The sequence below is a fragment of the Psychrobacter sp. P11G5 genome (assembly GCF_001593305.1).
Taxonomy (GTDB): Bacteria; Pseudomonadota; Gammaproteobacteria; order Pseudomonadales; family Moraxellaceae; genus Psychrobacter.
On sequence record NZ_CP012533.1, the window covers coordinates 237,144 to 252,783 of the forward strand.

General features: G+C 42.3%; 14 protein-coding genes and 2 tRNA genes. 6 read left to right on the forward strand and 10 right to left on the reverse strand.

Annotated elements, in window-relative coordinates; all coding sequences use genetic code 11:
• Positions 1-150 precede the first annotated feature (150 nt).
• Positions 151-804 (forward strand): RDD family protein, encoded by a 654-nt coding sequence (locus AK825_RS01015; protein WP_068033949.1) that lies wholly within the window; start codon positions 151-153, stop codon positions 802-804.
• A gap of 47 nt (positions 805-851) precedes the next feature.
• Here the strand turns inward: AK825_RS01015 and AK825_RS01020 are convergent, their stop codons facing one another.
• The 7 genes from AK825_RS01020 to AK825_RS01050 form a co-directional block, all read right to left on the reverse strand.
• The gene (locus AK825_RS01020; RefSeq protein ID WP_068033951.1) at positions 852-1,913 is read right to left on the reverse strand and encodes a calcium/sodium antiporter; all 1,062 of its coding nucleotides are present in this window, start codon (positions 1,911-1,913) and stop codon (positions 852-854) included.
• A 187-nt stretch (positions 1,914-2,100) separates the two neighbouring features.
• The gene (panD, locus tag AK825_RS01025; protein WP_025651868.1) at positions 2,101-2,481 is read right to left on the reverse strand and encodes an aspartate 1-decarboxylase; all 381 of its coding nucleotides are present in this window, start codon (positions 2,479-2,481) and stop codon (positions 2,101-2,103) included.
• Between the two features lie 243 nt (positions 2,482-2,724).
• Positions 2,725-3,306, reverse strand: a complete 582-nt coding sequence (pth, locus tag AK825_RS01030) for an aminoacyl-tRNA hydrolase (RefSeq protein WP_068033953.1) — start codon at positions 3,304-3,306, stop codon at positions 2,725-2,727.
• Positions 3,307-3,522: 216 nt separating this feature from the next.
• Positions 3,523-4,209 carry a 50S ribosomal protein L25/general stress protein Ctc gene (locus AK825_RS01035; protein ID WP_068033955.1) on the reverse strand — a complete coding sequence of 229 codons (687 nt, stop codon included), beginning with the start codon at positions 4,207-4,209 and terminating at the stop codon, positions 3,523-3,525.
• A 420-nt stretch (positions 4,210-4,629) separates the two neighbouring features.
• A complete protein-coding gene (locus AK825_RS01040; RefSeq protein ID WP_068033957.1) occupies positions 4,630-5,577 on the reverse strand; it encodes a ribose-phosphate pyrophosphokinase in 948 nt (315 codons plus the stop codon).
• A 94-nt stretch (positions 5,578-5,671) separates the two neighbouring features.
• Positions 5,672-5,747, reverse strand: a tRNA-Gln gene (locus AK825_RS01045).
• A gap of 210 nt (positions 5,748-5,957) precedes the next feature.
• Positions 5,958-6,033 (reverse strand) — tRNA-Gln (locus tag AK825_RS01050).
• Between the two features lie 358 nt (positions 6,034-6,391).
• On the opposite strand from AK825_RS01050, the gene AK825_RS01055 reads away from it, so the two are divergent.
• Positions 6,392-6,793, forward strand: a complete 402-nt coding sequence (locus tag AK825_RS01055; protein ID WP_068033959.1) for an STAS/SEC14 domain-containing protein — start codon at positions 6,392-6,394, stop codon at positions 6,791-6,793.
• Between the two features lie 97 nt (positions 6,794-6,890).
• Here the strand turns inward: AK825_RS01055 and ispE are convergent, their stop codons facing one another.
• The 3 genes from ispE to AK825_RS01070 all read right to left on the reverse strand — a co-directional run bounded on the left by ispE (position 6,891) and on the right by AK825_RS01070 (position 10,737).
• Positions 6,891-7,856 (reverse strand): 4-(cytidine 5'-diphospho)-2-C-methyl-D-erythritol kinase, encoded by a 966-nt coding sequence (ispE, locus tag AK825_RS01060; protein ID WP_068033961.1) that lies wholly within the window; start codon positions 7,854-7,856, stop codon positions 6,891-6,893.
• Positions 7,857-7,884: 28 nt separating this feature from the next.
• Positions 7,885-8,517 carry a lipoprotein insertase outer membrane protein LolB gene (gene lolB / locus AK825_RS01065; protein WP_068033963.1) on the reverse strand — a complete coding sequence of 211 codons (633 nt, stop codon included), beginning with the start codon at positions 8,515-8,517 and terminating at the stop codon, positions 7,885-7,887.
• Positions 8,518-8,682: 165 nt separating this feature from the next.
• Positions 8,683-10,737 (reverse strand): tetratricopeptide repeat protein, encoded by a 2,055-nt coding sequence (locus tag AK825_RS01070; protein ID WP_227514093.1) that lies wholly within the window; start codon positions 10,735-10,737, stop codon positions 8,683-8,685.
• A gap of 605 nt (positions 10,738-11,342) precedes the next feature.
• Between AK825_RS01070 and hemA the strand changes: the two genes are divergently transcribed.
• The 4 genes from hemA to AK825_RS01090 all read left to right on the forward strand — a co-directional run bounded on the left by hemA (position 11,343) and on the right by AK825_RS01090 (position 15,527).
• Positions 11,343-12,749, forward strand: a complete 1,407-nt coding sequence (gene hemA, locus AK825_RS01075) for a glutamyl-tRNA reductase (protein ID WP_068033968.1) — start codon at positions 11,343-11,345, stop codon at positions 12,747-12,749.
• A 547-nt stretch (positions 12,750-13,296) separates the two neighbouring features.
• Positions 13,297-14,433, forward strand: a complete 1,137-nt coding sequence (locus tag AK825_RS01080; RefSeq protein WP_068033970.1) for an aminotransferase class V-fold PLP-dependent enzyme — start codon at positions 13,297-13,299, stop codon at positions 14,431-14,433.
• Positions 14,434-14,592: 159 nt separating this feature from the next.
• Positions 14,593-15,030: a YeeE/YedE family protein gene (locus tag AK825_RS01085; RefSeq protein WP_068033973.1), complete on the forward strand. Its 438-nt coding sequence runs from the start codon at positions 14,593-14,595 to the stop codon at positions 15,028-15,030.
• 77 nt (positions 15,031-15,107) lie between these two features.
• Positions 15,108-15,527, forward strand: coding sequence for a DUF6691 family protein (locus tag AK825_RS01090; protein WP_068033975.1), 420 nt, complete (start codon positions 15,108-15,110; stop codon positions 15,525-15,527).
• The last annotated feature ends 113 nt before the right edge of the window (positions 15,528-15,640 follow it).

Below are 15,640 nucleotides of genomic sequence, written 5' to 3' on the forward strand. Positions count from 1 at the left end.
TTTTATGTCTGCTATTTTTATAAAAATACTATCTTTGTTTTCAACTAAAATTCTCTTTCTTTGTCGGTCTTCTCTTATCATAATGTACGATAAGTACCTGAATTACGGTACAATAGCAGCACTATTCATTGCTTGCTATGAGCTTGTATCATGTCAAAAAGTACGTCGAAAGCTGCCACTAAGTCAAAGTCTCAAAAAAATACTCCTCAACAACAGATGCCTCGTATTGAAGAGCCTACGATTGCCAAACCAATGGCACGTATCGTCGCTATTCTCTATGATGGGATGTTGATTTTGGCGTTATTGTTCTTAGTAGGGACAGTGCTAACGGTTATTGGGACGCTGCTCACCATGGAGACAGGGACGCAGTCTGAACAAGCACAATCGCTGCCGACATGGTATCAGAACTTTATTATGACACCATCCTTTATACTGACGCTAGTGGCCTTTTACGGTTTATTTTGGCGTCGAGGGGGTCAGACACTAGGCATGCAGACATGGCGACTGAAAACCGTCAATAACGCCGGACATCTGTTAACGTGGGGTCAGTCATTTAAACGTATTCTAGCGGCTGCTTTGATGCCGTTGATTTTTGGCATTATTGGTAGTCTGATAGGTGGCTCACGCGCTATTTTACTAACCAGCGCATTTTTGGGCCTAGTGTTTAACTACGTATTTTGCTTATTTAATCGCCGAGGCTTAGCGGTACAAGATATGTTGTCAAACACTATTACTTTAAAAATGCCAAAAGTAGCGCATGAAGGTTTGTGGCGCGGCTTTAGAAACCGTAAGCAAAATAAGTAGCTGAAAAATGTCATTGTTTGAGTAATAATTAATAAGTATACGATTGATTATATATTTGCTGTTTGGATTAGCCATACAGTATAGCCAACGAAGAATAGTATCATTGTGATGCCAGATGTACGGCCAAATTTGCGGTTGGAGATAAAGGCAAATACACACATTACAAAGAGCAGCGAAGTAATCAGCCCCATTACCAGTACATCACGAGATAAGATCATTGGATTGGTTGTAATCGGTGCAATAATTGCTGCTAGTCCTACTACCCCTAGCGTATTAAAAATATTAGAGCCGATAATATTACCAAGTGCCATATCGTGCTCACCATGACGAGCTGCGGCAAGACTTGCGACCAGCTCTGGCAAGGATGTGCCAATAGCAACGATAGTCAGCCCAATAATCAACTCACTCAATCCCCAAAATGTCGCTACCTCAACTGCGCCCCATACAATCGCACGTGAGCTCAAGACTAACATCAGCATACCTACGAACAAGCTCCCTAACCCGCGTGCTAAGCTTGGCTCTATATAGCCTGAGTCTGTAATTTTTGCTGTCGCGCCTTGTATTTCTGTTTCCGTACTTCTTATATCCTTGCTTTCTACTGCGACGTTGCCTTTGGCGAGATTGTTTTCTTCAGGGTTATCATTATATTCTAAGCTGCCCGTACGTAAGCTAAGCACGATTTGAACGCCTAAGACGATTACTAATAAGACTAATAACAATATGCCATCAGCTAGGCTTAGTACGCCGTCACGCAACTGCCATGCTGCTAGAGCAGTAATCAGCAGCAGCATGGGCATGTCGCGCGCTATGATGCTCTTATGGATGATGATAGGGCTTATGAGGACTGTCGCGCCTAATACCAGCGCAATATTAATAATATTTGAGCCATAAGCATTACCCAAGGCAAGCTCAGGACTACCGTCTAGTGCTGCCAATACCGATACCACCATTTCAGGTGCTGATGTCCCTAAACCTAAAATCAGAACCCCAATCAGAAAACTTGGTAGCCCCAGCTTTTTTGCTAATGCAGTTGCGCCATCAATAAAGACATCAGCGCTCCAAACGAGAATCGCTAAACCAACCAGTATTGCAATAACTGCCAACCACATGAGTACTTTCCTTTACGAATAATAAATGAGTAATTTGCTTTTAGTTGATATAAAAAAAGCCGAACCACCATTTGGATTCAGCTTTTATATAGAAATAAATATTTTTGACAGATCCAATACTAGAACACGCCCTAGCTATTGATAAAGATAAGTACTTTTGAGTACCAACTTTAACGACTATTAAGTATTAAGCCACTTGTACGGGGATAATATTGGCTGTGTCTTTGACCGTATTATCTTCATTGCAATAGACTAGTTTTGGCTGATAAGTCTCGGCTTCTACTTCATCAAAATGAGCATAGGCGCAGATAATGACGATATCGCCTAAGTCAGCCATATGGGCTGCAGCACCATTCAATGAGATGATACCAGAGCCAGCTTCAGCGCGAATAGCATAGGTGCGAAAGCGCTTGCCATTGGTCACATTATAGATGTCGATTGATTCATTTTCACGTAGACCAGCAAGATCTAGCAAGTCACCATCAATACCGCACGAGCCTTCATAATGAAGCTCAGCATGCGTGACGCGGGCACGGTGCAATTTGCATTTAAGCATATTAAGTAGCATGAATTGCTTCCTTAGCGTAACAAAAGTAATCAGTTAATGGGGACAAACAGATATAAATAAAAGGTCAATTCAACACCTTATTGGTTTATTTTGCACCATCTGCCCAAGTATAGAACGTAAAATAACATTATTAACTACTCCATCAAAACAGGTACTTACAATAAAACGTGTACTGTTTTTAACTAGTAAGCATCGAATTTTGAGCAAGAAGTAGTAAGTTTTAAACAGAAGGTATAATACCGTTCAGTCAGGCAGTTTAAAACCATTAATTTGCGAACGCGCGCGTTCAATATCACCATCCAATAATAAAGGTAGCGCCTCAAAAGCTGCAGTTAGCGCACTATCAATAGCGATTTGCTCATCAGGTGACGCTTTAGAGAGCACATGTCCGCTAACTTTAGACTTATGACCCGGATGACCAATGCCGACACGCAAGCGATGAAAGTCATTACCAATATGCGGAGTGATATCACGCAAGCCATTATGTCCGCCATGGCCGCCATCTGTTTTGAGCTTAATGCTGCCAGCAGGAATATCTAGCTCGTCATGGGCAATCAGTAACTCGTCATTATCAATGCCATAAAACTTGACCATTGGTATCACAGACTGTCCAGATTTATTCATAAAGGTCGATGGCATCAATAGGCGCACATCATGACCATGAATCTGCCCACGTCCTGTTACCCCGTGAAATTTTTTGTCAGGGGAAAGCGTAATATTGAACTGCTGCGCTAAATGATAGACGAACCAAAATCCTGCATTATGACGCGTAAACATATACTGCTGCCCAGGATTTCCAAGACCGACGATAAGCTTTATGGACATGAGAATACTCTGCTTCAATTCAATAAATAATCATGCACAAATAAGTGAGACTTGTATCATTCATTTGTTACATTCTGAAAAAATATAGTTTGCAATCCTAATATTCACAAACCGCACTTACAAAAACAGCAGGAGACATCAATCCCCTGCTGTTTTTTAATTAAACGAACCTTGTATTACATAGCAGACGTTAGGTCGCTATATAAAGGTTGTTTATTATTCGCCGTCTTTGTCTTGATTAGTAGCTTCTGCGCCTTGCTCAGTGGCAGGTACGTCAGCTGCATCAACATCTTCAGCGTCTTCGTCAACTTCTTCAACCGTTGGTGGCTGCATGTTAACGATAGTACGATCATGCGCGTCTTCCATATCAAGATCGAAGATAATAACGCCTTCAGGTAGTTTGATGTCTGATAGACGGAACAAGTCACCGATTTCCATACCAGATACGTCAACTTCTAGGTATTCAGGAAGCTGTGATGGTAGGCAAACGATTTCGATATCAGAAACTAGCGTAGATAAGACACCACCAGCTTTAGTGCCTGGCGCTTCTTCACGACCAGCGAAATGCACAGGAACGTTCATGTTAATTTTCTGACCTTTTACAACGCGCTGGAAATCAGCATGCATTGGGAAGCCTTTAGCTGGATGGCGTTGTAGGTCTTTGATAACAACTTGATGCGTTTCGCCGTCAACATTTAGAGTCAAAATGTGTGAGAAGAAAGCTTCGAATTCAAGTGATTTTACTAACTCGTTAATTTTGATAGAGATAGCTGTTGGCTCTTCACCACCACCATAAATGATAGCAGGAACAAGATTCTGCTTACGTAGGCGGCGGCTCGCACCTTTACCTTGTAGCTCAGCAGAACGATCAATTGCGTTTAGTTCAAAATGATTAATACTCATGGATATAATCCTATAAAAAGAATGAGGAAGTGTCTGGTCATAAAAAAGTGGATTTGCGACCAATCCACTAATAGGTGGTGATGGTTAAGATTTACAGTTAACAATAAAATTCGTAACCAGTAAATTTAGCCATTTGCTTATCGTAATGATTTTTATGACATTAATCATCAATTTAATCGTTACTCTTAAGCATGATCAGCACTTTTGAGAATGCCAACCAGATTAAAAGACAAATGGTTGGCACAGGCGCGCATTATACGTGGTTTTGTAGCAATAATAAAGACCTACGCGAAATGACTGTGCAATCCTAATAGGTAAAAAAAGCGCCAAGTGCTGACACTTGACGCTTTTTTTTAAACTTAAGCAGTGTTTTATAACGAGCATTGCCAAAAGAAAGTAGGGCAAGTACTCAGTAAAAACCTAAGCATCAAACATAGCGCTGATAGATTCTTCGTTATTAATACGACGTAAGCTCTCAGCTAGCATTGGTGCGATAGAGATCTGACGGATTTTGCTACAAGCTTTGGCCGCATCAGATAAAGGAATAGTATCGGTAACCACGACTTCATCTAATGCTGATTCAGAAATATTTTTGAGTGCATTACCTGATAGTACAGGATGGGTAATATAGGCTAAGACACGACGTGCGCCACTTTCTTTTAGCGCTTCTGCTGCCTTGCATAGAGTACCTGCAGTATCAACCATATCATCGACGATGACACAATCACGGTCACGTACATCACCGATAATGTGCATCACTTGTGATTCATTGGCACGCGCACGGCGTTTATCAATAATCGCCATGTCGGTATCGCCTAATTGCTTGGCCATAGCACGTGCACGAACAACACCACCAACGTCAGGTGAAACCACCATGATGTTGTCGTAATCTTGTTTTTTGAGATCATTCAATAGAACAGGGGTGGCATAGATGTTATCAACAGGAATATCAAAGAAACCCTGGATTTGATCTGAATGCAAATCGACAGTCATAACACGGTCAATGCTAACGATGTTAAGCATATCAGCGACGACTTTAGCCGAAATAGGTACACGAGCTGAACGTGGACGACGATCTTGACGAGCATAACCAAAGTAGGGCATCACGGCGGTAATACGACCCGCACTTGAACGACGCAAAGCATCGGCCATCATCATGATTTCCATCAAATTATCATTGGTAGGTGCACAGGTAGGTTGCATGATAAACACGTCTTTACCGCGTACGTGTTCTTTGATTTCTACAGCGATTTCGCCATCAGAAAAGCGAGTAACGTCAGCTTTACCAAGAGGAATGTGTAGGTGGTCGGCTACGGTTTTCGCTAATTCAGGGTGGGCATTACCCGTAAAAATCGCCAAATAAGGCATGACTGAAGTCCTATTGATTGACTCAAGCAGCGACCGCTAAGCAGTGTCTAACTGCTCAAATAAAGAAAAGTGTGATGAACGTTACAGCAGAAAATGGCAGGGGTAGCTGGACTCGAACCAACGGATGTCAGGATCAAAACCTGATGCCTTACCAACTTGGCTATACCCCTGTAATGTTTAGGCTTATCGAACGTTAGCTACTAATATAAAACATTAGCGTAACGCTACTACCTAGGAGACCGTCTAAAAAACGGCATTCCCTAACGGTGTTCGTTGCGAACTATACCGAAATTGGGAGGGTGTTGTCAATTACTATAAGCTAAGTAATTACTAATAACAGTACTTATTACCAATATAGATTGAGCAATACACTTAAAATATGGCAGGGGTAGCTGGACTCGAACCAACGGATGTCAGGATCAAAACCTGATGCCTTACCAACTTGGCTATACCCCTATTGTGGCGACCTATTATAAGTAATTTTTCAGATTTTGCAAGTCATTTGCGGCTTTTTCTGGCTTTTATTCGTAAAGAGCAAACTATGAAGTGAGTTCAGCAACTTAGTAGTGAAAATTGATAACAATTATCGGACGTAATTATTTCTAATTGTTTAATGAATTAAGTGCAGCCTACTTTGTAGTTAGAAAGGATGAGAAAATAGCGCCTTTCGCTTGTATCTATCCATCCGAGCAGGGTAGTCCTGTGGGTTTGGGTTGATGGCATTCCTAAACATATTTAGCGCACTACTATGAAAAAATTCAAGTAGTATGGATATGAATAGCGTCATCAACACGCATTAAACGAGGAGAATGACATGACTTATATTCTAACTCAGCCTAGTAAGCATCATATTGAATTGACCATCAATGGCAAAATTAGCAGTGATGATATGAAGCATCTACTTGATGAATGGATGCAAGCAACGGCTTCTATGAATCAGACTGACTCAAATACCGAACTACAAAATGCTACCTTGCTTTATCGCATTAATAGCTTTGCAATGCCATCGTTTTCGGCGGTAATGGATGAGATGAAACGTATGCCTGAGTTGTGGGCAACAATGAAGTATTTTGGCAAAATGGCAGTGATTAGCGAACAGCAATGGCTACAAAAGGTGGCTGAAATTGAAGGCTGGATGATACCAAATCTGGATGTCAAGGGGTTCAATCCTGACGAAGAATCAGCTGCTATGATTTGGTTAGGGATTCAAGATTAGCCTGTAGATTGAGCTTGAGTAGGGTGCGCCCATCGCACCATCTTTAAGCGATCCATAGCTTTTCGATGCGTAAAATGCATCCTACACAAGTTAGCGTTTAAGATGGTAAATTGTTTACCACATAGGCTGGACAAGGCGCATTTGCAACCCAATTCGCCAAAAGCTTTTTATCAGTAATCACACTTGCATCCAGTGGCAGGAATACCGCGCTACCAGAGCCAGTCATGCGTGCTGTACCCAATGCTACTTCTTCTAAGCCTTGCAAATAACGTAACGCTTCATTAACGGCAGGGGCGAGGCTTTTCACTACGGAAGTAAAGACATTGTGGTAGGGTGCAAGTAGATTTTGCGTATAATTCCTAGACTGATTTTGGATAGTCTGTATTAATAGTGGTGCGATATCACGCTGTAATTTAGGATGAGCGAATAGCTTAGCAGTATTGACGTGGGCATCAGGAGTCAATATTAAATAATGCTGATCTGGCAAATCAATGGCTGTCAGCTCCTCACCAATACCCATCGCAATAGCATCTTGCCCGAAAATAAAGATTGGCACGTCTGCACCAATCGTAGCACCAATTTTTATCAGCTCATTTTGAGTAAAGTTAAGCTGCCAAATCTCATTTAATGTCAATAAAGTAGTCGCGGCATTAGAAGAGCCGCCGCCCAAGCCTGCACCCATCGGCAAATGCTTGTCTAAGGTTATTTTTACTTGGGGTAGCTGCTTAGGGAGTTTGTTTGACTGTATGGCAGTCACTAGTAACGCACGTGTGGCTTTAAAGATTAGATTGTCTTCTATACTAGTAGTTATCGTTTCTGCGCCAGTTAACGCCAATAACTGACCACATAGCTTATTAACGTCTAACGAATCATCAGCGCTAATAGCCATCGCGTTATCTGCGACCAAAAAATGCAAATAATCGCCCCAATCGAGCAGGCGAAATACCGTTTGCAGATTGTGATAGCCATCAGCGCGCTTACCGGTGATATGCAAAAATAAATTAATCTTTGCAGGTGACAAACGGCTGATCACTTTATTGGCAGTGGTAGCATTCTTAATCATAAATAGCAGTCATCATTCTTTATATTTATTAACTACTTTGGTGGTTAATAGTCATGATAACTTTGTGGCCTTCAGGCTGCACAGCGCTAATCTTAGCAGGTAGTTTATCTGTACCCTTGTAAGTGAAGCTTGCCGTCCATTGACCATTGACCGAGCTGATTAACCTACCTTGCGCGTCTAGCTGTGGCGCAGTATCTGAAGGTGCTGAACGCCCAGATATCCAGTAGGGCATCTGCGAGATAGGCGCTTGCCAGCCAGTTGCTTTTTGTAGCAAGGTTTCAGGATTGTCAGCGGTTAACGTGCCTGTCTTTTCACTAACCAATGTTGCCGTTTGGCCGTTATATTCGATATTGGTTTTGCCAATGCCTAAGGCCCCAATTAACTCGATAGCAAAACGCTCGTTTTGCTGACCCCACGCATAAAAGGCGCTACCACCTTGCGCTTCGGCTGTCCCATTGGCAGGAGTCGTTACCCCAATTTTGCCGGTGATATTAAAATTATCGAGCTTTTGTACTTGTACGATAGGAGAGGTGGGTTTATTCGTCGCACTTGTACCTTGCAAAGACTGACAACCAGAAGTAATTAATAACGCAGCGGTAACTGCACCAAACGCCGCTAACTTTTTAGGTTTATGGCTTATTGCTGTTGAGAAGGCTGACATAGGTGTTCCTCAAAAATTTACAAAATTAAAATCAAAATAAAGCGATGAAAAAATACTACGCTCAATTTGTTACCCAGTTATGCCCTGTTGTTAAAGACTTATTGGCGGCATGAGTAACGATTGTATATAACACAAGCAGATGAATACCGTTAAATCGACGAAACATTAATAGAGCTGTACGCGATCGTTGACGTTATGTTGTCCGAATGAAAAGCGCTGTTGCAAGTCCTCTAATAATGCATTGACCTTATCGCTTTCGCCTAATCCTTGATAAGCGCGCAGCAAGAGTACGCCTGAACGCAACGTTGGCAGCACATCATAAGGGGTTTGTAAGTAACTAATTACTTGCCCATAGTTTTCATTAGCCAAAGCACTGCTAGCCAATACGTTTAGAGCTTGCAGATGCAGCTCATTATCGTAACGTGGATCATCGAAACGAACTTGGACAATCGCTTGTGCAAGCTCTAACCCTTGTTCAGAGTTTTGATCATTAGATAACAGCAATTGTGCGTAGCTGAGCTGGTAAGATAGGTTGCTAGGATCTAGTGCTTGCAAATGATTGAGCAAAGTACGTTTAACGATATAGTCATTGCGATCGTCAAGCAATTGGACCCGGGCGAATACTATCGTTTGGTTATTAGGGTACTTGCGACTGACGCGAGTCAATAGCTGTAAGGCTTCATCAGCCTTATCATGCTGCCATAGGATATTCGCTTGTAAAACATAAGTTTCAGGCGCGAAGACTGCAAATTGTTCACGGAGCTTGTCTAAGATTTTTATTGCAGCATCAATATTGCCATCTAGGAGCTCAAAGTCGACGACTTTTTTACGTGCAGCCAGTACCAAGTCTTCTTGCATGACGCTATTTAAGTAGGACTTGGCCTGCTCGAAGCGCTGCTGACGCTCCGCACTAATACCTAAATAATAGTAAGCTTGATCAAGATAGGTAGGAGTTTTTGCCAACATGTTAAGCAGTTGATCAGCGCTACGATATTCTTCAATATCTAAGCTGACTAAAGCAGCCAATAAAGTAATCTCTGCATCATCATTAAAGCGTTGATGGGCATCAAGTAGTAATTGCCACGCTTCTTGGCTTTGCTTTAAATCAAGCAAATAGCGAATTTCATATAGGTATAAACTCTTACTATCAGGATTACGCAGGCGTGCTTGGCTGACATAATTGATTACCGTCTCTGCCGGTTCGATCTTGCGCAAGATATCGGCTTTTAAGGTAATAAAGGGAACATAATCAGGCTGACCTAATAAGGCTCGATTGATATGGACAATTGCTATCTCAGGCTCATTAAACTGATAGAGTAAACCTGCTTTTAATACTGAGAGCGAGGCATTTTGTTCACTATTAATTGGCTGTAAGGCTTCTAGAAGCTCACGTTGATCTTTGTCTGTCGTTGGATAAATACCAATCAATATATCACTCAAATCGGTACGTGGATCATAGCGTAAAATACGGTTTAAGGACTCACCCGCCAAAGTGTAATCATGAGCTTTAAGCGCTAAATGCGCCACATAGAACCAAGCAGGAACATGGTCAGGGTTTTGATCTTGCCACATTTTGGCAAATTGTAATGAATCACCCACATTATCATGACGCAACGATAAACTAAGCGCGCGCTCAAATACCGCTGTCGCATCTTCTTTAAAAGACTGCTGTTTATAAAGCGTTAATGCACGCTCAATATTACCGCGATCAGCAGCAAATTCAGCGTCTAGTAGCGCATATAGGCTAGGCTCGCTAAGCTTTGGTTGTAATACAGTCGCTGGCGGTAAGCTAGCAATGTTGACTGTGCTATTTGGGTATTGCTCCTCTGACTTATCTTCTAACTCATCACTATCATCAAAACTATTATCAAAGCTATCAATATCGTCAGTATCTTCAATTATTGAGCTAGGCATCAATGGAGATGTTGTCACCTCGGCACTGTTTCTATGAAACACAGCATGTTGAGTGCTGTTGTTTTTGATAGAACTATCATTAGCATCATTAGCAATATCTACTATTACTGTCTCAGGTGTACATAACAATGACGGCGTATCGACGAAATTTGCATGAGCAGAAGTTCCCAAGCACAACCAAGCGGCTAATAATAAGGTTAGCTTGCGGCGCTGACGTAGACGAGACAAAATGCTGTCTAACAAATCCTGAATACTAAGCTGACTGTCATATGCAAGTTGCAGCGCGAGTTTTGATTGAAATAACAACCCAAAAAAAATCATAGAATAATGGTATTCACCAGTAAAAAAAGACACTTTATTATAAAAGCGGATGACTACAGTAAACAATAGTACTCATGTTAACTGAAAGCCAAAATAACCGCTATTAGCATCATGATAAGATGTTCAACTGCTCTAAAAAAGCAAACGTATTAAAAAGTCTGCCTTAATAGTAGCATACTGATTGTTGTTATCAGTTTGAGATTGGCTACCCTCAATTTTTACTTCAGACTGTCTACTAGGTTCGTCTATACAGAATAATAAGTCTCTATATTGGGTATCAATATAGTAGATATTAATGATAATAATTAAAAGCAGATATTGCGGTTGATTTGTTGTTCATGTGCCCAGATACAAGCAAACAGCTATCGCAGATAGGTGAGTGTTAAATAAAACCAGTAACAATGATATAATAAGCGGTTTTATATTCATAGCATCTGCTATATAACCTATTTAAATCAATAACGTCACGTCATTTATGCATCGGCTAACGTCCGACTGTGGTGTGTCTGAGCATGTTTTTGCCAGCTGCTTTTTGACACCTTGTGACAGTTGATGATATCAGTGAGCGTTATGTTTATGGTCTATCGATAATGAGATTAGTGGTCATTGGGGTTAATCACAAAACTGCACCAGTCGCTCTACGAGAGCGTTTGGCGCTTGTGGGTGAAGATGTGAACATCGCTCTTGAGCAGTTAGAGGTCTTTACTGATGGTAGCGTGATTGTTTCAACTTGCAACCGTACTGAAATCTACGCTCTAGTGCCTCAAACAACATTGCCTCACTCATCAGCCTCGCAAATTCCAGAGTTACAAGTTATCGATAATGATTTTGCATCAGATGATAACACGCTTAGTAGCGACACTATTGCCAGCTCCAGTGTTTCCTCAGCTGCCATTAGCGCTCACGTTATGCAGATTAAAACATGGCTTGCCAACTTTAAGCAGTTGTCGTTAACTGAGATTGATCCTTATCTATATGTGCATCGTGATACGCATGCGCTTACCCATTGGCTACGAGTCGCCGCTGGCCTTGACTCAATGATATTGGGCGAACCGCAAATTCTCGGTCAGATAAAACGGGCCGTGCATCTTGCGCAAGATGAAAATGCATTGAGCAATCAATTGGGCTGGGTTGTCGATCAGGTGTTTGCAGCGGCTAAACGCGTACGCAATGAAACCCAAGTTGGCGCTCAAGCTGTATCGCTCGGCTTTGCAGCGGCCAAACTGGTCACCCAAATCTTTGATGATTTGCCTAGTCGCACCTTATTGGTGGTTGCGGCAGGTGAGATGAACCGCTTAGTGGCGACCCATATTGCAGGGCTTGGGGTAGGGCGCATTATCATTTGCAACCGTAATCCTGAGCGTGCCGAGGCCTTGGCGGCTGAGCTACGTAATCCCAACCGCAGGGTGGAGGTTAGATCCTTACAAGAGCTGCCACAAGTATTGGCAGAGGCTGATATTGTGAGTAGCTGTAGTGGTAGTATGGATTTATTGATTGATAAAACGATGGCCATACAAGCGCTAAAACGTCGTCGTTATCGGTCGATGCTGATGATAGACTTGGCAGTACCGCGTGATATCGATTCAACCATCAGTCGGATAGATGATGTTTACCTCTATTCTGTCGATGACCTGCAACATGTAATCGCAGGCAATCTTGAACAGCGTAGGCAAGCGGCTGTCGATGCTGAGCTGCTAGTCAGCCAACTGGTCGTTGAGATGGAGCGAAGCTTCCAAGTACGGCAAGTAGGGAAAGATATTCAGCATTATCGGATGTCCACTCATACCCAAGTTGATAAGCTGCTGCATGAGTCTATTGCCAAGCTTGAGCAAGGGGATGCGAGTGCTGAAGATATCATTACTGAACTATCACGGCGTCTCACCCAAACGTTAACCCACGCGCCATCGAAGCTTATGCGTAAGGCCGCCCGCGAAGGCGATAGTGAATTACTAGACTTTGTGGTATCGGGTCTGCATGATGCCTATCGTAAACGCTAATAAGCGGCTATTAGTTGCGAGAAAATCGTAAATTGCGCAGGCTATATCGTTACATGAACAAACCGTTGTCAACCGTCATTATCAGTGCTAATATCAAGCTGTCATATTGGTATTAAATGATAATAAGGCGGTCTTCGCTATCAGTATTACCGCGCTTATTTTAGTTTAATATGTTTTGCTTTGACAAGTTGTCAGTGACCATTATTACTCGCCTACCGCCGCGTAGCACCTATAATGGCGCAAACGTCATGTATGATTTCGTTTTTCATAAAACCTAAGATGTACAAGACACAATCACCAACGGCAATAGCGCTAGGATAAAGTGCTATATCGTCAATCCTATGTCATACCCTCTATCATTATTTGGTATTCATTAGTTGATATCTGTTATTCAGCGATTACTCAACCATGATTCAACATTGTTACCTAGTTAGTTATATCTATATTAGCGCCTAAACTTAGTAGCTAAGTTTTGCTGTAACCAAGCTTTGTCACAACCAAAGCTTAATAACATCTAAATAATCTAACAACAAACAAGGAATGTCCCATGACTGCATTACGTCAAGATATCGACCCAGAAGGTTTATTAGAGTATTCAGTGGTTTATACTGACCGCGCCCTCAATCATATGTCCAAAGTCTTTCAGCAAGTAATGAATGACTTATCTAGCGAGCTCAAATCAGTTTATAATGCTGACGCAGTCGCCATCGTTCCAGGCTCTGGTACTTATGGCATGGAAGCAGTTGCCGCCCAGTTAGCAAAAGATCAAGACTGTCTAATCATCCGTAACGGTTGGTTCAGCTATCGCTGGACGCAAATTTTAGAAAAAGGCAACATTGCCAAGTCGTCTACGGTTTTAACCGCTGATCGTACTGAAGATACCGATGCGCCAAAACCGTTTGCACCCGTCGATATCGAAACCGCCGTTGCTAAAATTAAAGAACAAAAACCAGCGATCGTTTTTGCTCCGCATGTCGAGACATCAGCCGGTATCATCTTGCCAGAAGATTATATCAAAGCGTTAGCAGATGCGACTCATAGCGTTGGCGGCTTATTAGTAATTGACTGTATTGCTTCAGGTTGCGTCTGGTTGGATATGAAAGCGTTGGGTATTGATGTGCTTATCAGCGCCCCGCAAAAAGGCTGGAGCAGCACTCCTTGTGCCGGTCTCGTTATGCTAAGCGATGCTGCTGTTAAAAAAGTAGACAGTACCGAATCAAATAGCTTTAGCCTTGATTTAAAGCAGTGGTTAAATATCATGCGCGCCTATGAGAATGGTGGTCATGCTTATCATGCCACGATGCCGACTGATAGCTTGCGTCAGTTCCGCGATGCGATTAATGAAGCGAAAGAAATTGGCTTTGATAAATTGTGCGACGCGCAGTGGGAATTAGGCAAACGCGTCCGTAAAGTGCTAGAAGATAAAGGCATTGAGAGCGTCGCTGCCGATGGCTTTAAAGCTCCTGGGGTGGTCGTTTCTTATACTGAACGTGACGATATGCATAAAGGTAGCGCCTTCGCTGAAGCTGGCATGCAGATTGCCTCTGGCGTACCATTGAAAGTGGGTGAGCCTGAGAGCTTCAAAACCTTCCGTTTAGGATTATTCGGCTTAGATAAGCTGACGGATATTGACGGTGCGGTACAGCGTTTTGAGTCAGTGCTTGACGAAGTATTGGCTAAATAATACCTCTATCTAATAAGATACTTCTAGCTAAAAAATACTGAGCCTTTGTAATACTGGGTTCAGTATTTTTTTACCTTTTTATTATGTTTTATAATATAATGTATTTTAATAAATCGTAAACCAAGTAAATACTTAATAAAAACTGATAGGTAATGCGTTATGAGTATACAAGTAGACTGGCAAGCATTTACTCCAATCTCCCTAGTAGGTGGTTTAATGCTAGGGGCAGCGACCGTCATCCTGCTACTGGGTATTGGACGTATTGCAGGTATAAGTGGTATTTTTTCAAGCCTGCTTAAACCTAAGCGCGTCGAGATGTGGCAGGTATTATTCATACTTGGTCTCGTTGCCTCGCCATTGCTGTATAAGCTGGCAAGACCGCTCCCTGATGTGGAAATTAGTACTTCTTTGCCATTATTAATCGGCGCAGGTTTGCTGGTTGGCTTCGGTACGCGTCTAGGCTCAGGTTGTACGAGTGGCCATGGTATTTGCGGTAATGCGCGCATGTCACCACGTTCTATGGCGGCAACGGCAACTTTTATGTTCTTTGGTATCGTGACCGTCTATATCGGTCGACATGTACTAGGGCTACTGTAAATGTTAAACGGTATAAGTAGCGTATTGCACAGACGGCGCTCAACACTATTAATAAAAGATAATAGCGAGATACAACAATGCTAAAAAATATAATTGGATTACTGGCAGGGTTATTGTTCGGGTTTGGATTACTGGTATCAGGTATGACCGATCCTGTGAAAGTACAAGGGTTCTTAGATGTCTTTGGTGCGTGGGATATTTCTCTAGCACTGGTGATGGGTGGTGGTCTTGCGGTGGCGATTGTCGGCGTACAATTGGCCAAGCGTCAACAGACCAGCTGGATTGGCCCCTTAATTGATATGCCCAGCAAGACGGTTATCAATAAAAAGCTATTAATCGGGGCGATGTTATTTGGTATCGGTTGGGGTTTGGTGGGTATTTGCCCAGGGCCAGGTATTGTACTGCTTGGTACCGGACAGTGGCAGGCTTATGTATTTATTCCAGCGATGATAATAGGGATGCTGGTTTATCAATGGCTTGAGCCAAAGCTTAATTAGCATGGGCTTGGTTGATAGCTCTCAAAAATATTATAAGAAATAATAGCCTTACTTATTATAGAGTCAATGCAGTGTTAACAACAAAAGGTCAGCCTAAATTCAATTAGGCTGAC

What these genes read in the sequence shown, in the direction of transcription:
- AK825_RS01015 (WP_068033949.1), top strand. Translation starts at nt 151, where the DNA reads ATGTCAAAAAGTACGTCGAAAGCTGCCACTAAGTCAAAGTCTCAAAAA.
- AK825_RS01020 (WP_068033951.1), bottom strand. Translation starts at nt 1,913, where the DNA reads ATGTGGTTGGCAGTTATTGCAATACTGGTTGGTTTAGCGATTCTCGTT.
- panD (WP_025651868.1), bottom strand. Translation starts at nt 2,481, where the DNA reads ATGCTACTTAATATGCTTAAATGCAAATTGCACCGTGCCCGCGTCACG.
- pth (WP_068033953.1), bottom strand. Translation starts at nt 3,306, where the DNA reads ATGTCCATAAAGCTTATCGTCGGTCTTGGAAATCCTGGGCAGCAGTAT.
- AK825_RS01035 (WP_068033955.1), bottom strand. Translation starts at nt 4,209, where the DNA reads ATGAGTATTAATCATTTTGAACTAAACGCAATTGATCGTTCTGCTGAG.
- AK825_RS01040 (WP_068033957.1), bottom strand. Translation starts at nt 5,577, where the DNA reads ATGCCTTATTTGGCGATTTTTACGGGTAATGCCCACCCTGAATTAGCG.
- AK825_RS01055 (WP_068033959.1), top strand. Translation starts at nt 6,392, where the DNA reads ATGACTTATATTCTAACTCAGCCTAGTAAGCATCATATTGAATTGACC.
- ispE (WP_068033961.1), bottom strand. Translation starts at nt 7,856, where the DNA reads ATGATTAAGAATGCTACCACTGCCAATAAAGTGATCAGCCGTTTGTCA.
- lolB (WP_068033963.1), bottom strand. Translation starts at nt 8,517, where the DNA reads ATGTCAGCCTTCTCAACAGCAATAAGCCATAAACCTAAAAAGTTAGCG.
- hemA (WP_068033968.1), top strand. Translation starts at nt 11,343, where the DNA reads ATGAGATTAGTGGTCATTGGGGTTAATCACAAAACTGCACCAGTCGCT.
- AK825_RS01080 (WP_068033970.1), top strand. Translation starts at nt 13,297, where the DNA reads ATGACTGCATTACGTCAAGATATCGACCCAGAAGGTTTATTAGAGTAT.
- AK825_RS01085 (WP_068033973.1), top strand. Translation starts at nt 14,593, where the DNA reads ATGAGTATACAAGTAGACTGGCAAGCATTTACTCCAATCTCCCTAGTA.
- AK825_RS01090 (WP_068033975.1), top strand. Translation starts at nt 15,108, where the DNA reads ATGCTAAAAAATATAATTGGATTACTGGCAGGGTTATTGTTCGGGTTT.